19 protein-coding genes are annotated in these 20860 nt (G+C 69.5%); 9 read left to right on the forward strand and 10 right to left on the reverse strand.

All coding sequences use genetic code 11. The features are described from left to right. Positions 1–265 precede the first annotated feature (265 nt). Positions 266–2725 (forward strand): DNA topoisomerase (ATP-hydrolyzing) subunit A, encoded by a 2460-nt coding sequence (locus KVT44_RS04790; protein ID WP_099920276.1) that lies wholly within the window; start codon positions 266–268, stop codon positions 2723–2725. A gap of 1 nt (position 2726) precedes the next feature. On the opposite strand, the gene KVT44_RS04795 is transcribed toward KVT44_RS04790, so the two are convergent. After that, positions 2727–3851, reverse strand: a complete 1125-nt coding sequence (locus KVT44_RS04795; RefSeq protein WP_308313916.1) for a GTP-binding protein — start codon at positions 3849–3851, stop codon at positions 2727–2729. Positions 3852–4261: 410 nt separating this feature from the next. Here KVT44_RS04795 and KVT44_RS04800 point away from each other — a divergent pair, with 410 nt between their 5' ends. From KVT44_RS04800 to KVT44_RS04810, 3 genes are all read left to right on the forward strand, one after another. Then, positions 4262–4768, forward strand: a complete 507-nt coding sequence (locus KVT44_RS04800; protein WP_099920278.1) for a DUF6082 family protein — start codon at positions 4262–4264, stop codon at positions 4766–4768. A gap of 229 nt (positions 4769–4997) precedes the next feature. Further along, complete coding sequence (locus KVT44_RS04805) at positions 4998–5168, forward strand: hypothetical protein (protein ID WP_217566205.1); 171 nt, start codon at positions 4998–5000, stop codon at positions 5166–5168. 343 nt (positions 5169–5511) lie between these two features. After that, a complete protein-coding gene (locus KVT44_RS04810) occupies positions 5512–5748 on the forward strand; it encodes a hypothetical protein (RefSeq protein WP_054229908.1) in 237 nt (78 codons plus the stop codon). Between the two features lie 168 nt (positions 5749–5916). Here KVT44_RS04810 and KVT44_RS04815 read toward each other — a convergent pair whose 3' ends face one another. Further along, positions 5917–7095, reverse strand: a complete 1179-nt coding sequence (locus KVT44_RS04815; protein ID WP_099920279.1) for a citrate synthase/methylcitrate synthase — start codon at positions 7093–7095, stop codon at positions 5917–5919. 98 nt (positions 7096–7193) lie between these two features. On the opposite strand from KVT44_RS04815, the gene KVT44_RS04820 reads away from it, so the two are divergent. The 4 genes from KVT44_RS04820 (at position 7194) to KVT44_RS04835 (ending at position 12126) form a co-directional block, all read left to right on the forward strand. Then, positions 7194–8489, forward strand: coding sequence for a citrate synthase (locus KVT44_RS04820; protein ID WP_254648936.1), 1296 nt, complete (start codon positions 7194–7196; stop codon positions 8487–8489). A 99-nt stretch (positions 8490–8588) separates the two neighbouring features. Beyond that, positions 8589–9533, forward strand: coding sequence for a sucrase ferredoxin (locus KVT44_RS04825; protein WP_217566206.1), 945 nt, complete (start codon positions 8589–8591; stop codon positions 9531–9533). Between the two features lie 119 nt (positions 9534–9652). Then, positions 9653–11449 (forward strand): sensor histidine kinase, encoded by a 1797-nt coding sequence (locus tag KVT44_RS04830; protein WP_190172379.1) that lies wholly within the window; start codon positions 9653–9655, stop codon positions 11447–11449. Continuing rightward, entirely contained in the window at positions 11446–12126 is a 681-nt protein-coding gene (locus KVT44_RS04835; protein ID WP_054229905.1) for a response regulator, read from the forward strand. Before KVT44_RS04830 ends, KVT44_RS04835 begins: the two co-directional genes overlap by 4 nt. Before the next feature lie 133 nt (positions 12127–12259). Here KVT44_RS04835 and KVT44_RS04840 read toward each other — a convergent pair whose 3' ends face one another. From KVT44_RS04840 to KVT44_RS04850, 3 genes are all read right to left on the reverse strand, one after another. After that, a complete protein-coding gene (locus tag KVT44_RS04840; RefSeq protein ID WP_190172378.1) occupies positions 12260–13324 on the reverse strand; it encodes an ABC transporter substrate-binding protein in 1065 nt (354 codons plus the stop codon). Positions 13325–13482: 158 nt separating this feature from the next. Then, on the reverse strand, positions 13483–14358 hold the full coding sequence (locus tag KVT44_RS04845; RefSeq protein WP_217566207.1) for an ABC transporter permease: 876 nt from the start codon (positions 14356–14358) through the stop codon (positions 13483–13485). Continuing rightward, positions 14348–15163 carry an ABC transporter ATP-binding protein gene (locus KVT44_RS04850; protein ID WP_217566208.1) on the reverse strand — a complete coding sequence of 272 codons (816 nt, stop codon included), beginning with the start codon at positions 15161–15163 and terminating at the stop codon, positions 14348–14350. The genes KVT44_RS04845 and KVT44_RS04850 overlap by 11 nt, the downstream gene beginning before the upstream one ends. Before the next feature lie 161 nt (positions 15164–15324). On the opposite strand from KVT44_RS04850, the gene KVT44_RS04855 reads away from it, so the two are divergent. Beyond that, a complete protein-coding gene (locus KVT44_RS04855) occupies positions 15325–16017 on the forward strand; it encodes a response regulator (protein ID WP_054229901.1) in 693 nt (230 codons plus the stop codon). A 121-nt stretch (positions 16018–16138) separates the two neighbouring features. Here the strand turns inward: KVT44_RS04855 and KVT44_RS04860 are convergent, their stop codons facing one another. From KVT44_RS04860 to KVT44_RS04880, 5 genes are all read right to left on the reverse strand, one after another. Next, complete coding sequence (locus KVT44_RS04860; protein WP_217566209.1) at positions 16139–17731, reverse strand: cation acetate symporter; 1593 nt, start codon at positions 17729–17731, stop codon at positions 16139–16141. Next, a complete protein-coding gene (locus KVT44_RS04865) occupies positions 17728–18216 on the reverse strand; it encodes a DUF485 domain-containing protein (RefSeq protein WP_099920285.1) in 489 nt (162 codons plus the stop codon). Before KVT44_RS04865 ends, KVT44_RS04860 begins: the two co-directional genes overlap by 4 nt. Before the next feature lie 105 nt (positions 18217–18321). After that, on the reverse strand, positions 18322–19005 hold the full coding sequence (locus KVT44_RS04870; protein WP_054229898.1) for a response regulator transcription factor: 684 nt from the start codon (positions 19003–19005) through the stop codon (positions 18322–18324). Continuing rightward, positions 19002–20153 carry a histidine kinase gene (locus KVT44_RS04875; RefSeq protein ID WP_217566210.1) on the reverse strand — a complete coding sequence of 384 codons (1152 nt, stop codon included), beginning with the start codon at positions 20151–20153 and terminating at the stop codon, positions 19002–19004. The genes KVT44_RS04870 and KVT44_RS04875 overlap by 4 nt, the downstream gene beginning before the upstream one ends. After that, on the reverse strand, positions 20150–20674 hold the full coding sequence (locus KVT44_RS04880) for a DUF1453 domain-containing protein (RefSeq protein WP_217566211.1): 525 nt from the start codon (positions 20672–20674) through the stop codon (positions 20150–20152). The genes KVT44_RS04875 and KVT44_RS04880 overlap by 4 nt, the downstream gene beginning before the upstream one ends. Positions 20675–20860: the final 186 nt, after the last annotated feature.

Raw genomic sequence — 20860 nt, forward strand, 5'->3', positions numbered from 1 at the left:
TCGCGGAAACTGCAGAATTCCTGCCGGTCCTGCCACTGTATGCAAGCGCGCCGACAGGTGGCGAAGTTCCCGCACCTCGTACGCCGAGAGCGAGAATTCCTGAGGTGGGAGGCCGGACTTCCGTTCACCGTGAGCGAGCGGAACGCGGCTCCGTGGAGCCTCTATGGACGGGTCGCGGTCGGCGTTGTCAGTGCGGCGGTCCACAATGGTGCGCGTCAGAACCCGTTCATGCCCCGGCAGAGACTGTGAAGGAGCCGCAGCAGCGATGGCCCGCCGCAGCACGAAGACCCCGCCGCCCGACGACTCGTACGAGGAGAAGATCCTCGACATCGACGTCGTGGACGAGATGCAGGGCTCCTTCCTCGAATACGCGTACTCGGTCATCTATTCGCGAGCCCTGCCGGACGCCCGTGACGGCCTCAAGCCCGTGCACCGCCGCATCGTGTACCAGATGAACGAGATGGGGCTGCGCCCCGACCGCGGCTATGTGAAGTGCGCCCGCGTCGTCGGCGAGGTCATGGGTAAGCTCCACCCGCACGGCGACGCGTCGATCTACGACGCACTCGTGCGCCTGGCCCAGCCGTTCTCCATGCGCCTGCCGCTGGTCGACGGCCACGGCAACTTCGGTTCGCTCGGCAATGACGACCCGCCGGCCGCCATGCGTTACACCGAGTGCCGGATGGCCGACGCCACGTCACTGATGACCGAGTCCATCGACGAGGACACGGTCGATTTCACGCCGAACTACGACGGCCAGGAGCAGGAGCCCGACGTCCTCCCGGCGGCGTACCCGAACCTGCTGGTCAACGGCTCGTCCGGGATCGCCGTCGGTATGGCGACGAACATGCCGCCGCACAACCTCGGCGAGGTCATCGCGGCCGCCCGCCACCTGATCCGCTATCCGGGCGCCGACCTGGACACGCTGATGAAGTACGTGCCGGGCCCCGACCTGCCCACGGGCGGCCGGATCGTCGGCCTGACCGGGATCAGGGACGCCTACGAGTCGGGCCGCGGCACCTTCAAGATCCGCGCCACGGTGTCGGTGGAGGACGTCACGGCGCGCCGCAAGGGCCTCGTCGTCACCGAACTGCCCTTCACCGTCGGCCCGGAGAAGGTGATCAGCAAGATCAAGGACCTGGTCAACGCCAAGAAGCTCCAGGGCATCGCCGACGTCAAGGACCTCACCGACCGCTCGCACGGACTGCGCCTGGTCATCGAGATCAAGAACGGCTTCGTGCCGGAAGCGGTCCTGGAGCAGCTCTACAAGCTGACGCCGATGGAGGAGTCCTTCGGCATCAACAACGTGGCGTTGGTGGACGGTCAGCCGCTCACCCTGGGCCTCAAGGAGCTCCTCGAGGTCTATCTCGACCACCGCTTCAACGTCGTGCGCCGCCGCAGTGAGTTCCGCCGCAGCAAGAAGCGCGACCGTCTCCACCTGGTCGAGGGCCTCCTCGTCGCCCTCCTGGACATCGACGAGGTCATCCGCCTCATCCGCTCCAGCGACAACTCGGCGCAGGCGAAGGAGCGCCTGATCGAGCACTTCTCGCTCTCCGAGATCCAGACGCAGTACATCCTGGACACGCCGCTTCGCCGCCTGACCAGGTTCGACCGCATCGAGCTGGAGTCGGAGCGCGACCGGCTCAACGGCGAGATCGACGAGCTGACCGGCATCCTCGACTCGGACGCCGAGCTGCGCAAGCTGGTCTCCGGAGAACTGGCCGCGGTCGCCAAGAAGTTCGGCACCGACCGGCGCACGGTGCTTCTGGAGTCCGCGGGCACCCCCACCGCGACGGTCTCGCTCCAGGTGGCCGACGACCCGTGCCGGGTGCTGCTGTCCTCGACGGGCCTGCTGGCCCGTACGGCCAACGGCGACCCCTTCGGGGAGGCCGAGGACGCCAAGCGCACCAAGCACGACCTGATCGTCTCCGCGGTGCCGGCGACGGCCCGCGGCGAGATCGGGGCGGTCACGTCCTCGGGCCGCCTGCTCCGGCTGAACGTGATCGACCTGCCGCAGCTGCCGGAGACGGCGTCGGCGCCCAACCTCTCCGGAGGCGCTCCGATCGCGGAGTTCCTGTCCTCCCTGGAGCCGGACGAGACGGTGGCCTGTCTGACGACGCTCGACGAGTCCTCGCCCGGCCTGGCGATCGGCACCGAACAGGGCGTCGTGAAGCGTGTGGTCCCCGACTACCCCTCGAACAAGGAGGAGTTGGAGGTCATCACCCTCAAGGACGGCGACCGGATCGTCGGCGCGGTCGAACTGCGCACCGGCGAGGAGGACCTGGTCTTCATCACCGACGACGCCCAGCTGCTGCGCTACCAGGCCTCGCAGGTCCGCCCGCAGGGCCGGGCGGCGGGCGGCATGACAGGCATCAAGCTCACCGAGGGCGCGAAGGTGATCTCCTTCACCGCGGTCGACCCGGCGGTGGACGCGGTGGTCTTCACGGTGGCGGGCTCGCGCGGCACGCTGGACGACTCCGTCCAGACCACGGCCAAGCTGACGCCCTTCGACCAGTACCCGCGCAAGGGCCGCGCCACGGGTGGCGTGCGCTGCCAGCGGTTCCTGAAGGGCGAGGACTGCCTCTCGCTGGCCTGGGCGGGCGCGCTTCCGGCGCGGGCCGCGCAGAAGAACGGCACACCGGCCGAGCTGCCGGAGATCGACCCGCGCCGTGACGGCTCGGGAGTGTCGCTGGCGAAGACGGTGTCGGTGGTGGCGGGCCCGGTGTAGATCAACCGGTCTCTTCGAGACCGCCGGGCTCCTCGTCCTGTACGTGGCTGTCCTGTACGTGGCTGTCCTGCACGTAGCGGAGGACGCCCCACATGCTGTGTTCGTCGGCGTGTGGGGCGTCCTTTTCGCACGCCTCCAACTCCTTGGTCAGACCCGAGGTGTCGATGCCGGAGCCGATCAGCACGAGCTGGGTGAGGCGCGGCTCGGCGGAAGCCCAGGGCTCCGGGTAGAAGCGCAGAAACCGCCCGACGGCATGCACGGCGTACCGGTTGTCCCTGTCCTGGACGCCGAAATCGACGTAGCCCTTGATGCGGTAGAGCCCCTCGGGCCTGCTGTCGAGGAAGTCCATCAACTCCCGAGGGCCGAGCGGCACTTCGGAGCTGAAGGAGAGGGATTCGTAGGCGGAGTGCAGGTGGTCGTGGTGCCCCTGGGGACCGCTCTCGTCGTGCCGGTGGAGGTCGTCGAAGGACAGCTGCCCGATGCGCTCCTCGCTCGGCCTGCAGTCGAAGAGGAACTCGGGATCGACGCGGCCGTATGTGGCGGGCACGACGGCGGCCCGGTCGACAAGCCCGCGTACGGTGCGCAGCACGCGCTCGCCGTCCTCGGCTCGGTCGATCTTGTTGACGACGACGAGGTCGGCGAGGGCGAGATGCCGGTCGATCTCGGGATGCTTCTCGCGCGTACCGTCGAACTCGGCCGCGTCGACCACCTCGACGAGCCCGCCGTAGACGATCCGCGGATGCTCACTGGCCAGCACCATCCGTACGAGCTCCTGCGGCTCGGCGAGACCGCTCGCCTCGATGACGATGACGTCGATGCGGGCCGAGGGCCGGGTCAGCCGCCCGAGATACTCGTCGAGCTCACTGGCGTCGACGGCGCAGCACAGGCATCCGTTCCCCAGCGAGACGGTGGAGTCCCCCAGCGCCCCGGCCACGGCCATCGCATCGATCTCGATCGCCCCGAAGTCGTTGACGACGGCTCCGATGCGACTGCCTCCGCTGCGGTGCAGGAGGTGGTTGAGCAGGGTGGTCTTGCCTGAGCCGAGGAAGCCGGCGAGGACGACGACCGGGATCTGCCGGGCGGAAGTTCCGTCGAGGTGGACCTGGTCACCGGCGGTCCGGTCGATGGGGACCTGACCTGAGGTCTGATCGATCGGGACCTGCTGCGGGCTGGGCTGGCTCAACGGGCGACCTCTTTCACACCGACGCGTGCTCCGGCTCATGAACCGGCTCTTGGACGAGGACGGCTCGTAGACCGGCGCTCGTACGGGGAATGGCTGCCGACCAAGGATACGAGTGGGAGGAATCCCCGCTAAGTGAACGATTGTTAGCGGCGCTCGCGGGGCACACGTTGGGCATGGCGCCGGGAAGCGCGACCCGCACTTCCCTCCGTGCGCCTCCTCTCCGCCTCCCCGCCGATCAGAGCCGCTCGGCAAAACTGGGAGACGGCAAGCGCGCCGCCCACCGCTCGCCGGTCCGCTCCCTGTCGCCCCACAACCGACGACCGGCGGAACGGTCGCCTGATTCGGGGGTTGACATGGCCACACAGAATTCCGCGATACGGAGGCTTGGCTCAGGTGCCTGGGCCAAGCTCACCCTCGCAGCCAACGCCGTCGCGGAACGCAGCTCACGGCAGCGCAGGCGCGCCGTGCTCACCGAGCAGCACCGGCTCCACTTCGATCTGCTGTGCAAGGCCATGGACGATCCCGCCCTCGCCGCGGTCCTGAACACGTACGAGACGGAGATCAGCTCCGAAGAACAGCGGCAGTACCTCTTCGCCAACGCGCTCTACATCAACGCCCTGTATTTCCACCGGATCGGGGCTCTGACGCGTGCGGAGCTGCACGGCCACTTCCGCATCATGTGCCAGAACCAGATCTTCCGGGCGTACTGGGTGGCGACGGAGCACCACCGCAAGAGCCTGCCCGACTCCTCCAAAGAGGCCGAACTGGGCCGGATGATGGACAGCCTGATCCAGGATCAGACTGATTCCGACACCGACGAATGGTGGGTGGTGGGAGAGCCCGACGAAGAAACGCCGTGACCCCTGGTGCGCCTTGCGCACGCCCCTCGCGTGCCGCCAACGGAAGATGCCGACGTGCACTCATAAGTTGTCGCCCGTCCGGACCTCCGGGCACTCCGACGAACACCCCTGCGCTCGGAGACGGATCTCTTGCCTCCGACGAACATCTCCGCTCGGAGTCAGCCACGCTCCGAGGACCCCACAACTCGGAGCCACCCATCGCTCCGAGCCATAAGGTCGGTACCACTCCGTGGAGATCACGACATACGCCGTGGCAGTCGTGGCTGCCATCCTGCTTCCCGTTCTGATAGCCGTACCGGTCGCCTGCCTCAGCCCCAACGCCGACCAACGCGGCGACGCGTACCGCGTCCTGGCGCGCAAATGCAGCACCGTGGAAAAGGTGTCCCGGCGTCGGGCATGACGCCGCAGGTCACCACGCATCCATGGGCGGCGTGAGCCGGACACCCCGCACGCGCGGGGAGTGCGCCGCCAGTGATCTCGATGCGTACGTATCACCCCAATGCTACTTTTCGTCAAGGGGAGATGCCGAAGTTCACTCGACTGCTTGGTTGCTTTGCGCACCATGGGCAACAAGAAGCGCTAAATTGTCGCCTGCCCGGTCTACGGGCACTCCGACGAACACCCTGCGCTCGGAGACAGATCTCTTGCCTCCGACGAACATCTCCGCTCGGAGTCAGTCACGCTCCGAGGACCCGCGGCTCGGAGACACCCATCAGTCCGAGCCATAAGGTTGGTACCACTCCGTGAAAATCGTGCGACGTGTCGGGGCTACACCACGCGAGCGCGGCAGCGCCACTGGCCAGTCGTGCCCCGACATCTTCGAGCTCAGTGACGGCAGCTTCGCTGTCATTGGGCGCGAGGCCACCAAGGAACTCGACCCCGAGCTTCCGCCCGACGCCGCACGAGCCGACTATGAGCGGATCGTCATCATCACGCGCGAGACCCTGCTCCGCGCGAAGAAGGACATCCCTGATGCTTGACGTCACCGCCGCCGGGAACTGCTCCAGGAATTGATCCAGGCACGGCTCCAGGAACCGATCACGGGCGACTGAAGGTCGGAGTTCCGCCCGGTACCCCTTGGGCCACGACGTCCAGGCCCGGCATCGACGTGATGCCGGGCCCTTCACGTGCCACGACACTGGATCGCGTCAGCCGGCCACCGGCACCGCCATCGGTGGAACCGGCCCCACATACCGTGCCGCCGGACGGATGATCTTCGGGTCCTCCGCCTGTTCCAGGATGTTGGCGCTCCAGCCGACGACGCGGGCCGCGGCGAAGGTGGGGGTGAACATCTCCCGCGGGAGACCGCACAGTTCCATGACCACGCCCGCGTAGAACTCCACGTTGGTGTGGAGTTCTCGGCCGGGCTTCAGCTCGGCCAGGATCGCCTCCACCCGGTGTTCGACCTCGACGGCGAAATCGACCAGTGAACCGCCGAACTGCTGGGCGATACCGCGGAGCATGCGGGAGCGGGGGTCCTCGGTGCGGTACACCGCGTGTCCGAAGCCCATGATGCGATCGCCCGCAAGGACTCGTTCACGGATCCAGGAGTCGATGCGGTCGGAAGTACCGATCGCGTCGAGGGTGTCCAGGGCCCGGCTTGGCGCACCACCGTGCAGCGGGCCCGACAGCGCCCCGACCGCGCCCACCAGGCACGCGGCCACGTCCGCCCCCGTCGACGCGATCACCCGCGCGGTGAAGGTTGACGCATTGAATCCGTGATCAATGGTTGATATCAAGTACTGCTCGACGGCCCGGGCCCGCGCCGGGTCCGGCTCCGAGCCCGTCAGCATGTAGAGGTAGTTCGCTGCATACGGCAGGTCGTCACGCGGTTCCACCGGCTCCAGCCCCCGCCCGAGCCGATACAGCGCGGTGAGCAGCGTCGGCACGGCCGCGCACGCCGCGAGCGTGTCCGCGCGACGCCGGTCGACGTCGATGTCGTACACGGGCCGGAACCCCAACGACGCACCGAGCAGCGACAACGCGGTCCGCAGTCCCGCGAGCGGTCCGGACGGTCCGGTCGCCGCGGCGATCGCCGGCAGCGCCACGCGCACCTCCTGCGGCAGCCCACGCAGTGCCGCGGTCCGCGCGGCGAAGGCGGCACCGCGCGCCGCGTCCGGCAGCTCACCGTGGACCAGTAGATGCCAGACGTCCTCGAACCCGCGGGTCTGCGCGAGTTCGACGGCCGAGTACTGGCGGTAGTGGTAAAAGCCCTCCCGCCCCCTGACGTCACCCAGTGCGGTGTCGGTGACGACGACGCCCGAGAGTCCTCTCGGTACATCGACAGGGGTGATGGACGGAGCGGTCGCGGCCCGGTTGTTCGGCATGCTTTCCTCCCTGAACTTGATTTGACTGTCCATGATTGACTAGATCGGTGTCAATATTGATTGGATCAATATGCCGATACACGGATACGGTGGCGTCCATGAGGGATCACGAACCGGCAGGGTCGACGCACGAAGGACACGAAGGACCTGGAGGACGCGGAGGCCACGAAGGCCGGCGGCTCAGCACCAGGGAGGCCGCCGAGCTGCTCGGCGTGAAGCCCGAGACCGTGTACGCGTATGTGAGCCGCGGTCAGCTCAGCAGCCGACGCGACCCCGGAGGTCGCGGCAGCACCTTCGACGCCAAGGAGGTGGAGGCACTCGCCCGGCGCAACAGGCGTGACTCCAGTGGGAGTTCGAGCACCGGCGGCGAGCTGTCCGTCCGTACCCGCATCACTCTCATCGACAAGGACCGGTACTACTACCGAGGCGTCGACGCGACCGAACTGGCCGCGCGTCACTCCTACGAAGAGATCGCCGAATGGCTGTGGACCGGAGAGCTGCGCCCCGGCGTCACGTTCACCGCCCCGGAGGCGTCCGTCACCGCCGCCCGTCGCGCCGTGGACGCGCTGCCCGAGCACAGCGGCCCCACGGATCGGCTCCGGGTCGCCGCGATCGCCGCCTCGGCCGCCGATCCACTGCGCTTCGACCTCTCGGAGAGCGCCGTCCTCGGCACCGCGCGCACCCTCATCCCCACCCTCGTCGCCGCCCTCCCGACCCTGCGTCACGACCATCGCGACGAAGGCCCGCTGGCCCACCGGCTGTGGGGACGCCTCACCGGCCGGAGGTCCGACGAGGCGTCACTGCGTGCGCTGGACACGGCACTCGGCCTGCTCGTCGACCACGATCTGGCCGCCTCGACGCTCGCGGTGCGGGTCGCCGCCTCGGCGCGGGCGCACCCGTACGCCGCCGTCTCGGCGGGCCTCGGCGTGCTCGAAGGCCCCCTGCACGGCGCGGCCAGCGGCCTCGCCCACCGGCTGCTCCTCGACGTCCTCGACCAGGGCACCGCGGCCCCCGTGGTCGCCGACGAGCTGCGCGCCGGGCGCCGTGTCCCCGGGCTCGGCCACCGGCTCTACCCCGGCGAGGACCCACGCGCGCGTGCCCTGTTCGCCCTCCTGGAGGAGGTCCCGGGCGCGGCACCCGCCCTGGCGGCGGCCCAGGACATCGTGACCACCACCGCCCGGCACACTCCCCTGCACGCCAATGTCGACCTGGCGCTGGCCGTCCTCACGGTCTCCTCCGGCATGTCCGCCTCCGCCGGGGAGACGGTTTTCGCCGTCGCCCGGACAGCGGGATGGATCGCCCACACCCTGGAGGAGTACGAGGAACGCCCGCTGCGCATGCGCCCGAGCGGCCACTACGTAGGAGCGCGGCCGCCGCAGCCACTCCCCGAGTGAGCCCCGGAGCGCCCCACAGCGCTCCGAATGCGCCCAAAGTGCGCCCCATTACTCACGGTCGGAAGTCGCCCTGGGCGAAGTCAGGTTAGGCTCACCTCTGTGAGTACGTGCACGGCCGCGTCCCGGGACCTCGACGAGCCCCTCGCGGGGACCGCGGCGACCGCGAGTACATGGCTGCTCCTCGAACAGCCGGGCCCCTGGGGTGCCAAGGCGCTCACGTCGAGTCACCTGGACCCGGCGCTCGGCCGCGCGCTCGAGGCCGCGGCCCAGGACACCGGGGTGCGGATCGCGCTCATCCGCCGCCCCGGACGGCACGCCGACTGCGGTACGCACGCCGAGCGCCAGGTGTACGCGGCTCACACCACCCCGGGCAACGTATGGCTGCACAGCGCCACGACGTGTACTCCTGAGCGGTTGCTCGACCTGGACTTCACCGCGCTCGGCTCGGGGGACCCGCGCACCTTCGACGTGGCTCTCCAGGGTCGGCGCCACACGGGCGACCCGCTCGCGCTCGTGTGCACCAACGGCAAGCGCGACCGCTGCTGCGCACTCCTGGGCCGCCCCCTTGCGGCGGAACTCGCCGCCTCGGGCGTGGCGGGCGCGTGGGAGGTCACCCACCTCGGGGGTCACCGCTTCTCGCCCACCCTGCTCGTCCTGCCGTACGGATACGCCTATGGGCGGGCCGAGGCCCACGCGGTCAAGGAGATCCTCCAAGGCGTCCGGGAGGGCCGCGTCGTCACGGAGGGCTGCCGTGGCAACTCGGCGTGGGAGCGGCCCGGGCAGGCGGCGGAGCTGGCCGTGCGCAGGGCCAGCGGAGAGCACGCCGCGGAAGCCCTCGGCGTCGTCCGCACGGACGGCGCGGCGCCGCGCTGGGAGGTGACCGTCGCCCACACCGACGGGCGCCTGTGGCGCGTCATCGTCGCGCAGGGCGCCTCACTGCCGCCCCGCCCGGAGAGCTGCGGCTCGGCGCTGGGTTCCCCGGCCCGGATGGACGTGGTGGCCGTACGGGAGATGCCCCGGGCCACGATCCCCGTAGCCTGCTGACCAGGACTCCTGAGCAGGCCGGCCCATACCCGCCGACCGCAGCTTCCCCACACGCCACTCAAGAGATCCACGCCACACTCCCTTCGGCCCGGCGCGCGCTCCCCCGTACCGTCATGGGTATGAGCCCCACTCCCCCCGCACGACGACTGCGCCTCGGTCTGCCGCGGCGGGCGTTCTCGCAGGTGCTGCTGATGCAGGTGGCGATAGCCGCCGGGGTCGCCGTACTCGTGACGGGGCTGTTCCTCGCCCCGCTCAGCGCCCAGCTCGACGACGAGGCCATGCACCGCGCGCTCGCGATCGCGCAGACCACGGCGGCCCAGCCGCAGATCGCCAGGGACCTGCAGACGACCCTGCCGTCCGTGAACGGCCCCGTACAGGTCGCCGCGGAACGGATCCGCAAGGCCAGCAAGGCCGAGTACGTCGTGGTGATGAACACGCACTGGGTGCGCTGGTCGCACAAGGACACCTCGCAGATCGGCGGGGTCGTCTCGACCGACCCCAGCCAGGCCCTGGCCGGCGAGGACGTCATGGAGATCGACAGCGGCACGCTGGGGCGCTCGGCCCGCGGCAAGGTACCGCTGCGCGACGCCGACGGGCACATCATCGGCGCGGTCTCGGTGGGCATCGAGTACGACAGCGTGCGCGCCCGGCTGATCCACGCGATCCCGGGACTCCTCGCATACGCGGGCGGGGCCCTGGCCGTCGGCGCGTTCGCCGCGTACCTGCTCTCCCGACGGGTCCAGCGACAGACCCGTGACCTTGCCTTCTCCGACATCTCGGCGTTGCTCGCGGAGCGCGAGGCGATGCTGCACGGCATTCGGGAGGGCGTCATCGCCCTGGACCGTGTCGGCCGCGTACGGCTCCTCAACGACGAGGCGCTGCGCCTGCTCGGGCTCGACGCGGAGGCCATCGGGCAGCCGCTCGACGACGTGCTCGGGCCGGGCCGCACGACCGATGTGCTGGCCGGACGGGTCACCGGCACGGATCTGCTGACGGTGCGCGGTCAGCGCGTCCTGGTCGCCAACCGCATGCCGACCGACGACGGCGGCGCCGTGGCCACCCTGCGCGACCGCACGGAACTGGAGCAACTGGGCCGTGAACTCGACTCGACCCACGGTCTGATCGACGCCCTGCGCGCGCAGGACCACGAGCACGCCAACCGGATGCACACGGTCCTGGGGCTGCTGGAGCTGGAGATGTACGACGACGCCGTGGAGTTCGTCGGCGAGGTGGTCGGCGACCACAGGGTCACCGCGGAACAGGTCACCGAGAAGATCCACGATCCGCTGCTGGCCGCCCTGCTGGTCGGCAAGGCCACGGTGGCGGCCGAGCGCGGGGTGGCTCTCTGGGTCGCGGACGGGACCCTGCTACCCGACCGGCTGGTCGACCCACGGGGGCTGGTCACCGTCGTGGGCAACCTGGTCGACAACGCACTCGACGCCGTCGCGGGCACCCCGCACGCGCGCGTGGAGGTCGAATTGCGCGCCGAGGGACGCACGGCCGTGCTGCGCGTACGGGACACCGGGCCCGGAATTCCGGCGGAGCGGCGGGAGCTGATCTTCACGGACGGGTGGTCCACGAAGAAGCCACCCGCGCACGGCAAACGCGGACTCGGGCTCTCCCTGGTGCGCCGGCTCGCCGAGCGGCAAGGAGGCAGCGCGGAGGCGGCGGAGGCCGACGGAGGGGGCGCGGAGTTCACGGTCGTACTGCCGGAGGCGCTCACGGAGGCCGGTCTCGGGCCGACGGAAAGCCTGGTGCCGACGGAAGACCTGGTGCCGACGGAAGGCCTCATCCCGGGCTTGGAGGGCGAACCCGGCCGCGGGCCCGCACCGGAACTCGTACGACAGCTGGACACGTTCTCCCAGAACACCACCGGCGCCACCGCCGCCACGACCGCCGAGGAGGAGTCGCGATGATCGAGGTCCTGGTCGTGGACGACGACACGCGGGTCGCGCGGGTCAACGCCGCGTACGTCGACAAGGTGCCCGGCTTCCGTGTCGCCGGCGAGGCGCACAGCGCCGCCGAGGCGCTGCACGGGATAGAGACGCTGCCCCACCTGGACCTGGTCCTGATGGACCACTACCTGCCCGACGAGACGGGCCTCGCGGTCGTCCAGGAGATGCGGCGGCGCGGCCACCAGACCGACGTCATCATGGTGACCGCGGCCCGCGACATCTCGACCGTCCAGGCGGCCATGCGGCAGGGCGCCCTGCAGTACCTGGTCAAACCGTTCGCCTTCGCGGGCCTGCGCGCCAAGCTGGAGGCGTACGCGGGTCTGCGCCGCACGCTCGACGGCGGCGGCGAGGCCGAACAGGCCCAGGTGGACCGGATTTTCGGCGCCCTGTCGGCGAGTGTGGAGCCGGACCTGCCCAAAGGGCACTCCCCCACGACCGCGGAGCTCGTCCGGCGGGCCCTGGTGACCGCCGAGGGGCCGCTGTCGGCCCAGGAGATCGCCGAGGAGACCGGACTGAGCCGACAGACCGCCCAGCGCTATCTGAAGCTCCTGGAGCGCACGGGACGGGCCAGGCTGACCCTCAAATACGGCGACGCGGGCCGCCCGGAGCATCGCTACGTCTGGGCGACCCGCGCCTGAGGGCACGGCCGAAGAGGGGAAGTTCCCGAAGGCGGGGCCACGGGGCGGGGGGAAGAGACCGCGCCCCGCTCTGGACCTGGACCAGTGGCGGCCGTCATTTCTCCTCCGGTGGTGGCCTCGTTGGCCTTCTTCCTCAGCCAGTGACGGCCTTCTTCACGAACTCCGTGGTGTACGTCTTGCTCAGGTCCACCTTGGCGTTCTTGATGTTGGGGTTGAACGCCTTGAGCACCTTCTCGACGGTCTCGGGGCCGTCCACGGGCATCACGCCGTCCTTGGTGAACATCGGCAGCGTGCTCTGGATGGCGGTCGCGTAGAGCGTCTTGTTGCCCTGGGAGTAGTCGGCTGGCATCTTGGCGGCGATCTCGGAGGCGCTGTGCGTGGACATCCACTTGAGGGTCTTCACGAAGGCGTTGGCCAGCTTCTGGACCGTCTCCTTGTGACCGTTCACCCAGTCCGTCTGCATGTAGAGGCTGGACGAGGGATACGGTCCGCCGAGCGCCTCCTGCGAGCCACTCGGCGTACGCATGTCGATGAGCACCTTGCCGAGGCCCTTCTGCAGGACCGTGGCGACGGTCGGGTCCGTCGTCATGCCGCCGTCGATGGCCCCCTTCTGGAGCGCCGAGACGAAGGTCGGACCCGCGCCGACGGCGACCGGCGCGAACTCGCTGACCTTCACACCGTTCTTGACCGCGAGGTACTTGGTGAGGAAGTCGGTGGAGGAACCGAGCCCGGTCACGCCGAGCTTCTTGCCCTTGAAGTCCTTGGGCGAGGTGATGTCGTCCGCTCGCTTGTTGGAGACGATCTCCACCTCGCCGGGCGCGTGCGAGAACTGCACGACGGACTCCACGGCCTTGCCCTTGGTCTGCAGGTCGAGAGTGTGGTCGTAGAAGCCGACGGCTCCCTGGACCTGTCCGGACACGAGTGCGGTCTCCGCCTGCACACCGGCCGGCTCACTCAGGAGTTCGACATCCAAACCCTCGTCGTTGAAGTAGCCGAGCCGCTGCGTGAGCATCGCCGGCATGTAGATGACCTTGTCCAGGCCACCGACCATGATCTTGACGTGCTCCCCCTTGCCGCCGCCCCCGTTGCTGCCGGAGTCGGCGGTGGTGGAGGCCGCGTCGTTGGCGCAGGCCGTGAGCGAGGAGAGGGCGAGCAGACCGGCGGCTGCCAGCGCGGAGTATCTGGCGGTCTTGCGCATGATGGGTCACGTCCTTGTGAGAGGGCAGTGCGGGAAAAGGGGTGCCCTGGGGAGCGTTGAGCGGAAAGGGAGCACCCTGGAGAGCGTTGAGAGGAAGTCGGGCACCTTGGAGAGCCCTGAGAGGAAAACGGGCGCCCTGGGCGGGTGTTGTCCGCCGATCAGCTCTCGGAGTCCGACGGCTTCCAGCGGAAGATGCGGCGCTCGGCGAAGGTGAGCAGCCCTTCGGCCAGCAGGGCGACGACGGCGAGGATGACCATCGCGGCGTACACGCCGGCCGCGTTGAAGGTGCCCTGGGACTGGGCGACGAGCAGGCCGATGCCCTTGGTGGCGCCGATGTACTCGCCGACGATCGCACCGATGAGGGCGAAGCCGAAGCTGACGTGGAGGCTGGTGAAGATCCACGAGGTGGCGGAGGGGATGACGACCTGAAGCGTCACCCGGCGGTCGCTCGCCCCCAGGATCCGGGCGTTGGCGACGAGGTTGCGGTCGACCTCGCGGGCACCCTGGAACGCGTTGAAGAAGACCGGGAAGAAGACCAGGACCACGGCCGAAGCGACCTTGGAGGCCGGCCCGAGCCCGAACCAGATCACGAAGATCGGCGCGAGGACGATCCTGGGTATGGAGTTGAGCACCTTGATGTATGGACCAAGGACATCGGCGAGGAAGGCGATGCGTCCCAGCGCGATACCGAAGACCACGCCAGCCACGACTCCGATGACCCAGCCGAGCAGTGCCTCTTGGAGCGTGTACCAGACCTGCTCGCCGAGTGAGCCGAGCGCCGTCCCGTGGGTCACCCAGGTGTAGACCTGGTCCCAGATCTTCGACGGCATGGAGAAGTTGAACGGGTCGATGATCTTGGCGCGTGCGAACACCTCCCACAGGCCGAGCACGGCGACCAGGAGCACCGCACGGGCGGCGGCGACGGTCATCCTGCGTCTGCGGGCCGCACGGGCACGGGAGTGGGCGCGTCCCGGCTTGGCGGGCTCGGTGGCGGTCGCCGCGACGACGGTCTCGGGCATGACGTCAGGCGACATTCGCGGCGCCCCTCTCTCGGGTGATGCGGACCTCTTCACCGAGGGACTCCCAGATCTCGCGGTAGATCTCGATGAACCGCGGCTCCAGGCGCACCGATTCGACCTTGCGCGGCCTCGGCAGATCGATGTCGAAGACCTGCTTCACGGTGGCGGGGCCCGCGGTCATCACGACGACCTTGTCGGCGAGCGCGATGGACTCCTCCAGGTCGTGGGTGACGAAGACGACCGAAGCGCCCGTGCCCTCCCACAGCTCCAGCAGCTCGTCCGACATCAGGGCCCTGGTCTGCACGTCGAGCGCCGAGAACGGCTCGTCCATCAGCAGGATCTCGGGGTCGTTGACGAAGGTCGCGGCGAGGGCGACGCGCTTGCGCTGACCGCCGGAGAGCTGGTGGGGATAGCGGTCCTCGAAGGCCGACAGTCCGACCCTGGCCAGCCATTCGCGGGCCCGCTGCTTGGCCTCCGTCTTCGGAACACCGCGAAAGCGCGGGCCCGCCATGACATTGGACAGGACCGTCCGCCAGGGGAAGGTGGCGTCCTGCTGGAAGACGAAGCCGACCTTGTCACCGACGCCCGCGACCGGCTCACCGGCCACCAGGACCTCGCCCTCGGTGGGCTCCTCCAGACCGCTCACCAGGGTCAAGGTCGTGGACTTCCCGCAGCCGGTGGGGCCGACGACAGCCACGAACTCGCCACGGTCGATGGTCAGATCGAGCTCCCTGACCGCCGTGTGCAGACCCCCTGACGGGGTCTTGAAGATCTTGCTCGCGCCCCGCAGCTCAATGGCGGGGCTGGTGTCTGCGCTCATGGCCCGGGACCGTAGATGTGGCGCGGGCCACAGCATCAGTCTTCTGGGCGCAAGGCCTTCTTATGCTTGCAAGAGTCTGTTGTGCTCGTTTTGCTCGCGCTACAACAGCGGAGCCGAAACACGGGCTTAACGCTCGCCAGGCCTTGAGAGAAAGAGGCCCGATGATTGACGTCCTGGTCGTGGACGACGACTTCCGCGTCGCTGAGATCAACGCGAAGTACGTGGGGAAGGTTCCCGGATTCCGGGTGGCCGCCCGCGCGCACAGCGCTGCCCAGGCCCTGGCCGCCGTGGAGCGCGCGCCCGTCGACCTGGTCCTGCTCGACCACTATCTGCCCGACCAGACGGGCCTCGAACTGGTGCACCGCATGCGCGAACGCGGCCACGGCACCGACGTCATCATGATCACCGCCGCCAGCGATGTGACGACCGTGCAGGCCGCGATGCGCCTGGGCGCACTGCACTATCTGGTCAAGCCGTTCACCTTCGCCGCGCTGCGCACCCGCCTCGACTCGTACGCGGCCCTGCGGCGCACCGTCGACCGGGTCGGCGGGCGCGGCGTGGCGGGTCAGGAGCAGGTCGACCGGATCTTCAGCGCCCTGCGCACCACGCCCGTCCCGTCGTCGCCGGGGCTGCCCAGCGGCCACTCGGAACCCACCACGGACCTGATCTGCGGTGTCCTCCACCGCGCGAACCAGCCGCTGTCGGCCCACGAGGTCGCGGCCGAGACCGGGCTCAGCCGCTCCACCGCGCAGCGCTATCTGCGCCACCTCGAACAGGCGGGACGGCTGCGCCTCTCGCTCAAGTACGGCGACACGGGCCGCCCGGAACACCGGTACGCCTGGGTAGCGCCCTAGCCCCACGCCGTACGCCGAGCCCATGACACCCACCCGGCACACGACGTATGTCATTGGGCCGTACGTCACTGGGGGCGCCCCCACTGCTGGAGGCGCCCCCGGACACTCACCTGAGGCCGCCTCAGACCGCGCCGGCACCCGTCAGCGACCGCACCTCGGTCTCGGCGTGCTTGGCCTCGTCCGGCGGCTCCGCGGATGTGACCGTGCCCAGCCAGCCCGCCAGGAAGCCGAGCGGAATCGACACCAGGCCGGGATTCTGCAACGGGAAGTACTGGAAGTCCACGCTCGGGAACAGCGAATCGGGACTCCCCGACACCACCGGCGACAGCAGGACGAGCAGCAGCGCGGGCACCAGGCCGCCGTATACGGCCCACACGGCGCCGCGGGTCGTGAAACTCCGCCAGAACAGCGAGTACAACAGCACCGGCAGGTTCGCGGACGCGGCGACCGCGAAGGCGAGGCCTACCAGGAAGGCCACGTTCAGATCGCGAGCCAGCAGCCCGAGCGCGATCGCGACCACCCCGATACCCACCGCCGCCGTACGCGCCACGGCGACCTCGCTGCGGGGCTTCGCGTGCCGGCGGCGCATCGAGGCGTAGAGGTCGTGGGCCACGGACGCCGAGGACGCCAGGGTGATCCCGGCGACGACCGCGAGGATCGTTGCGAAGGCAATGGCCGCGACGACGGCAAAGAGAACCGTTCCTCCCGCGGAGTTCGCGCCGCCGCCCAGATCCAGCGCGAGCAGCGGAACCGCCGTGTTGCCCGCCGCGTTCGCTCCCCGCACCGCAGCCGGGCCGACGATCGCCGCCGCGCCGAAGCCCAGCACGATCGTCATCAGGTAGAAGCCCCCTAGGAGCCCGATCGACCAGACCACCGAGCGCCGCGCGGCCCGTGCCGTGGGCACGGTGTAGAAACGCGACAGGATGTGCGGCAGCCCGGCCGTACCGAGCACCAGCGCGAGGCCGAGGCTGATGAAGTCGAAGCGCGCCGTCCAGTCCCCGCCGTACTTCAACCCGGGTGCAAGAAACGCGTCACCATGGCCGCTGCGCGCCGCCGCCGAACGCAGCAACTCATTCACGTCCCCGTGGAACCGCGCCAGGACGAGCACGGTCAAGGCGATGGAACCGCTCAGCAACAGGACCGCCTTGACGATCTGAATCCATGTGGTGGCCCGCATCCCTCCCAGCGACACATAGATCACCATGAGCGCGCCGACGCCGATCACCGTCCAGTTCCGCGCCGCTTCGCTCGAACCTCCCAGCAGTAGCGCGACCAGGCTGCCCGCCCCCACCATCTGCGCCACCAGATACAGAACGGACACGGTCACCGAAGAGGTTCCCGCCGCGATCCGCACCGGCCGTTCGTTCATCCGGGCCGCGATGACGTCGGCGAGCGTGAACCGCCCGCAGTTGCGCACCAGTTCGGCGACCAGGAACAGGACGACCAGCCAAGCGACGAGAAACCCGACGACATACAGCAGCCCGTCGTAGCCGTAGAGCGAGATGAGCCCCGTGACTCCCAGGAACGACGCCGCCGACATGTAGTCGCCCGAAATGGCAAAACCATTCTCCATCGGCGAGAACAACCGCCCGCCGGCATAGAACTCCTCGGCCGACCCGTGCCGGTTTCGACTCACCCACGTCGTGATCCCCAGCGTCACCGCCACGAACGCGCTGAACAGCAGCAACGCCAGTGTCTGATGGTTGCCGGTCACCGCTCACCACCTCTGACGCTCCGGGTCAGCTCCTGGGTGTCCCAGCGCAGATCCAGCGCGGCCCGGTCCCTGCGCAGCCGCGCGTGCCGCGCGTACGCCCACGTGAACAGAAACGTGCTGAGGAACTGCCCGAGCCCCGCCACCATCGCCACGTTCACCGCTCCGGCGACGGGCCGGGCCATGAACCCGGGCGCCGTCGTCGCGGTCACCACATAGCCCACGTACCAGGTGAAGAACACGGCGACGCCTGGCACCACGAACCTCCGGTACCGGCTGCGCACCTCCTGGAAAGCCGCGCTGCGCTGCACCTCCAGATAGACGTCGGCCGTCCCGCCCGTGCGACCTTCGTGCTCCGGGCGCGCGAACGGCACGGCGTGAGCGGGCGCGCCCGTGCTGTCCAACTCACCCCAGCCGGAGGCCAGCGCGTCGTACCAGGGGTCATCGAACCGGACCTCCCCGGTATCGCGACCGTCGTGCTTCTCCACCGAACTCTCCTTGTCCGCGACCCTTTTTCTGCCGCGTGCCCAAGGATGGACAGATCGGGAAGATCCCGGACTCTTCTCTCCGCGCTCTTCACCCCATCAGGTGACTCATCCCGTCGGTGGCCGTACGAGACCTTTCCCAAAGGCGTAACGCACCGCCTGAGCACGATCCTTGAGACCCGTCTTGGCGAAGAGGTTGTTGATGTGGGTCTTCACGGTGGCGGGGGAGACATGCAGCCTGCGGGCGATCTCCTGATTGGTGAGTCCCTCGGCGATCAGCAGCAGCACCTCGGTCTCCCGCGTGGTGAGCCCATCGGGCGGCTCCACGGGCGCAACGGCCGAGGGCGCCGGCTCCGACAGCCGCTCCAGCAGCCGCCGTTGAATGCTCGGCGAGAGTCCCGCGTCCCCCGACAGCACGCTTTCCACCGCGCGCACGATCTCGTCGCCGCCCGCGTCCTTCGTGAGATAGCCCCGGGCTCCCGCTCTGAGCGCGGGGAACAGCGACTCGTCGTCCGCGTACGTGGTGAGCACGACGACCTGTGTCCCCGGATGCTCAGCGCGAATGCGCCGGGTCGCCTCGACACCGTCGCAGCGCGGCATGCGCAGGTCCATCAGCACGACGTCCGGGGCGAGTTCGGCCACCAGCGCCACGGCCTCGTGGCCGTCCCCGGCCGCACCCACGACCTCGATCCCCGGCAGCAGGCCCAGCAGCATCACAATGCCTTCGCGCACCACGGTCTGGTCGTCCGCCACCACGACCCGAGCCGGCTTCCTGGTCCCCTCCTCCGTCATACGGGCACCCTCAACGTCACCACGAACCCCTCCTCGTCCGGCCCGGCCTCCAACGAGCCGCCCAGCAGCTCAGCACGCTCCCGCATGCCCAGCAGACCGTACCCGGCCCCCGCACCGCTGAGTTCGCCCGGCGGTCCTCCCGAGTCCCGTACTCCGAGGGTCACTTCGTGCTCGCCGTACTCGAGTCGCATGTGGACCTTGGCGCCCGGCGCATGCTTGCGGACGTTCGTCAGGGCTTCCTGCGCCACCCTGCGCACCGCCTGCGAGGCCTCGGCGGGCAGCGGCTGCCGTTCACCCGCGACGGTGATGTCGGCGCCGTCCGCCGTGGCGACCAGCTCGCTCAGGAAGTCCTCCACCGGGGACATCTCCCCCCGAAGGGCGGAGAGCGCCTGCCGGGTCTCGGCGAGCCCCTCACGGGCCATCCCACGCGCCGCCACGACCCGCTCGAGGATCTGCTCCCGGTCGCCGCCCCGCTCGATCAGCAGCCGGGCCGCCTCCAGATGCACCATCTGCGCCGAGAGACTGTGCGCCAGGACGTCATGGATCTCCCGCGCGATCCTGGCCCGCTCCGCGAGCGCCGCGGACTCCGCCTCGGCCACCCGAGCCGCCCGCTCCTGAGCGAGCAACCGCTGGGCACTGCCGCGGGCCTCCGCGTCGAGGCGCAGCACGTATCCGGCCAGGGCGAGCCCCCCGGCGGTGGCCGCCGTGGTCAGCCAGACGTCGTTGTTGACCGCCGCGAACGCGCTCAGTGCCACGGAGGTGGCAGGCAGCGCCGCCACTAGCGGCAGCCTCTCTATGGCGCTGATGGCGCACCCGCACCACAGGACGATGGCCGGCACCCGGAAGCCCGTGCTCACTCCCACCGTCGCGATCACGAGCAGCAGGGCGAGCAGCGCCAGAGACGGCAGCAGACGGTGTTCGAGCGTGGTCCGCCAGAAGGCCCACGCCGCCAGCCCGCAGACGAGGACCCCCAGAGCGCCCGCCGCGATCTTCCAGGCGCCCAGATGGCCGCTCGTGAAGGTCGTCCACAGGAGCAGGCCGAGGGCGAAGAGGCGCGCGGCCCAGGCGAGCGCGCGCCTGGACTTGACCACTCCCGCCCGGGACAGCGCCTCGCGGGAGGGCCAGCGCTTCAAGGCGTTCTCCGTCACACGCGCTCCTTCCACGAGCCCTGGGGCACGTCGTCACCGTACGCCGTCGCCTGCGCGACGGCCGGGTACAGAGACTGAGAGCGCCAGGCCAGGATCCCGGAGCGGACCAGCAGAGTGGCCGCGAGGGCGAGCAGCAGGGCGGAGCTGTCCTGATGGACACCCAGCAGGGTGCCGATGCCGAACAGTCCCAGCCGCAGGGCTATGCCCATGCCCCAGACGGCCGCGCTGGCCTTGGTGCTCTCGCTCCACACCGAGCCGTCCGGCTCCGTCCATATCCGTGTCGTCCACCCCCACGCGGCTCCGGTGGCCAGCCCGATGAACAGTTCTGCCCCCAGCAGCAGAATCGCCTCGGTCCGATGGTGGATGTCGATCAGGCCCGACTCCCGCAGAGCGATCACGGCCAGGACGGCGGGCACGATCCACCAGCGCCTGTCCGTGCTGATCCTGCGCGTACGGAACTGGCGCGCGATGACCAGCACAACAACGGCGAGGATCACCATGGCATTGACGAGCCCGGACATCACGACCTCCGTGGGCGAGGAAGAGCGGGTTCCGACAGCGAGCGCTGTCGACGCCTTCGACGCTACGGAAATCGGCAGCTCAGCAGATCGGAGCCGGGGTGGATCGCGGGTGGATCCGCACCCACCCCATCCCTCCACCCACGGGTGGAGCCCCCACGCCCCCAACCGCGTTTCTCGCCCCCGCCG

This window comes from Streptomyces sp. GbtcB7 (assembly GCF_019091445.1).
GTDB classification, from domain to species: Bacteria; Actinomycetota; Actinomycetes; order Streptomycetales; family Streptomycetaceae; genus Streptomyces; species Streptomyces mirabilis.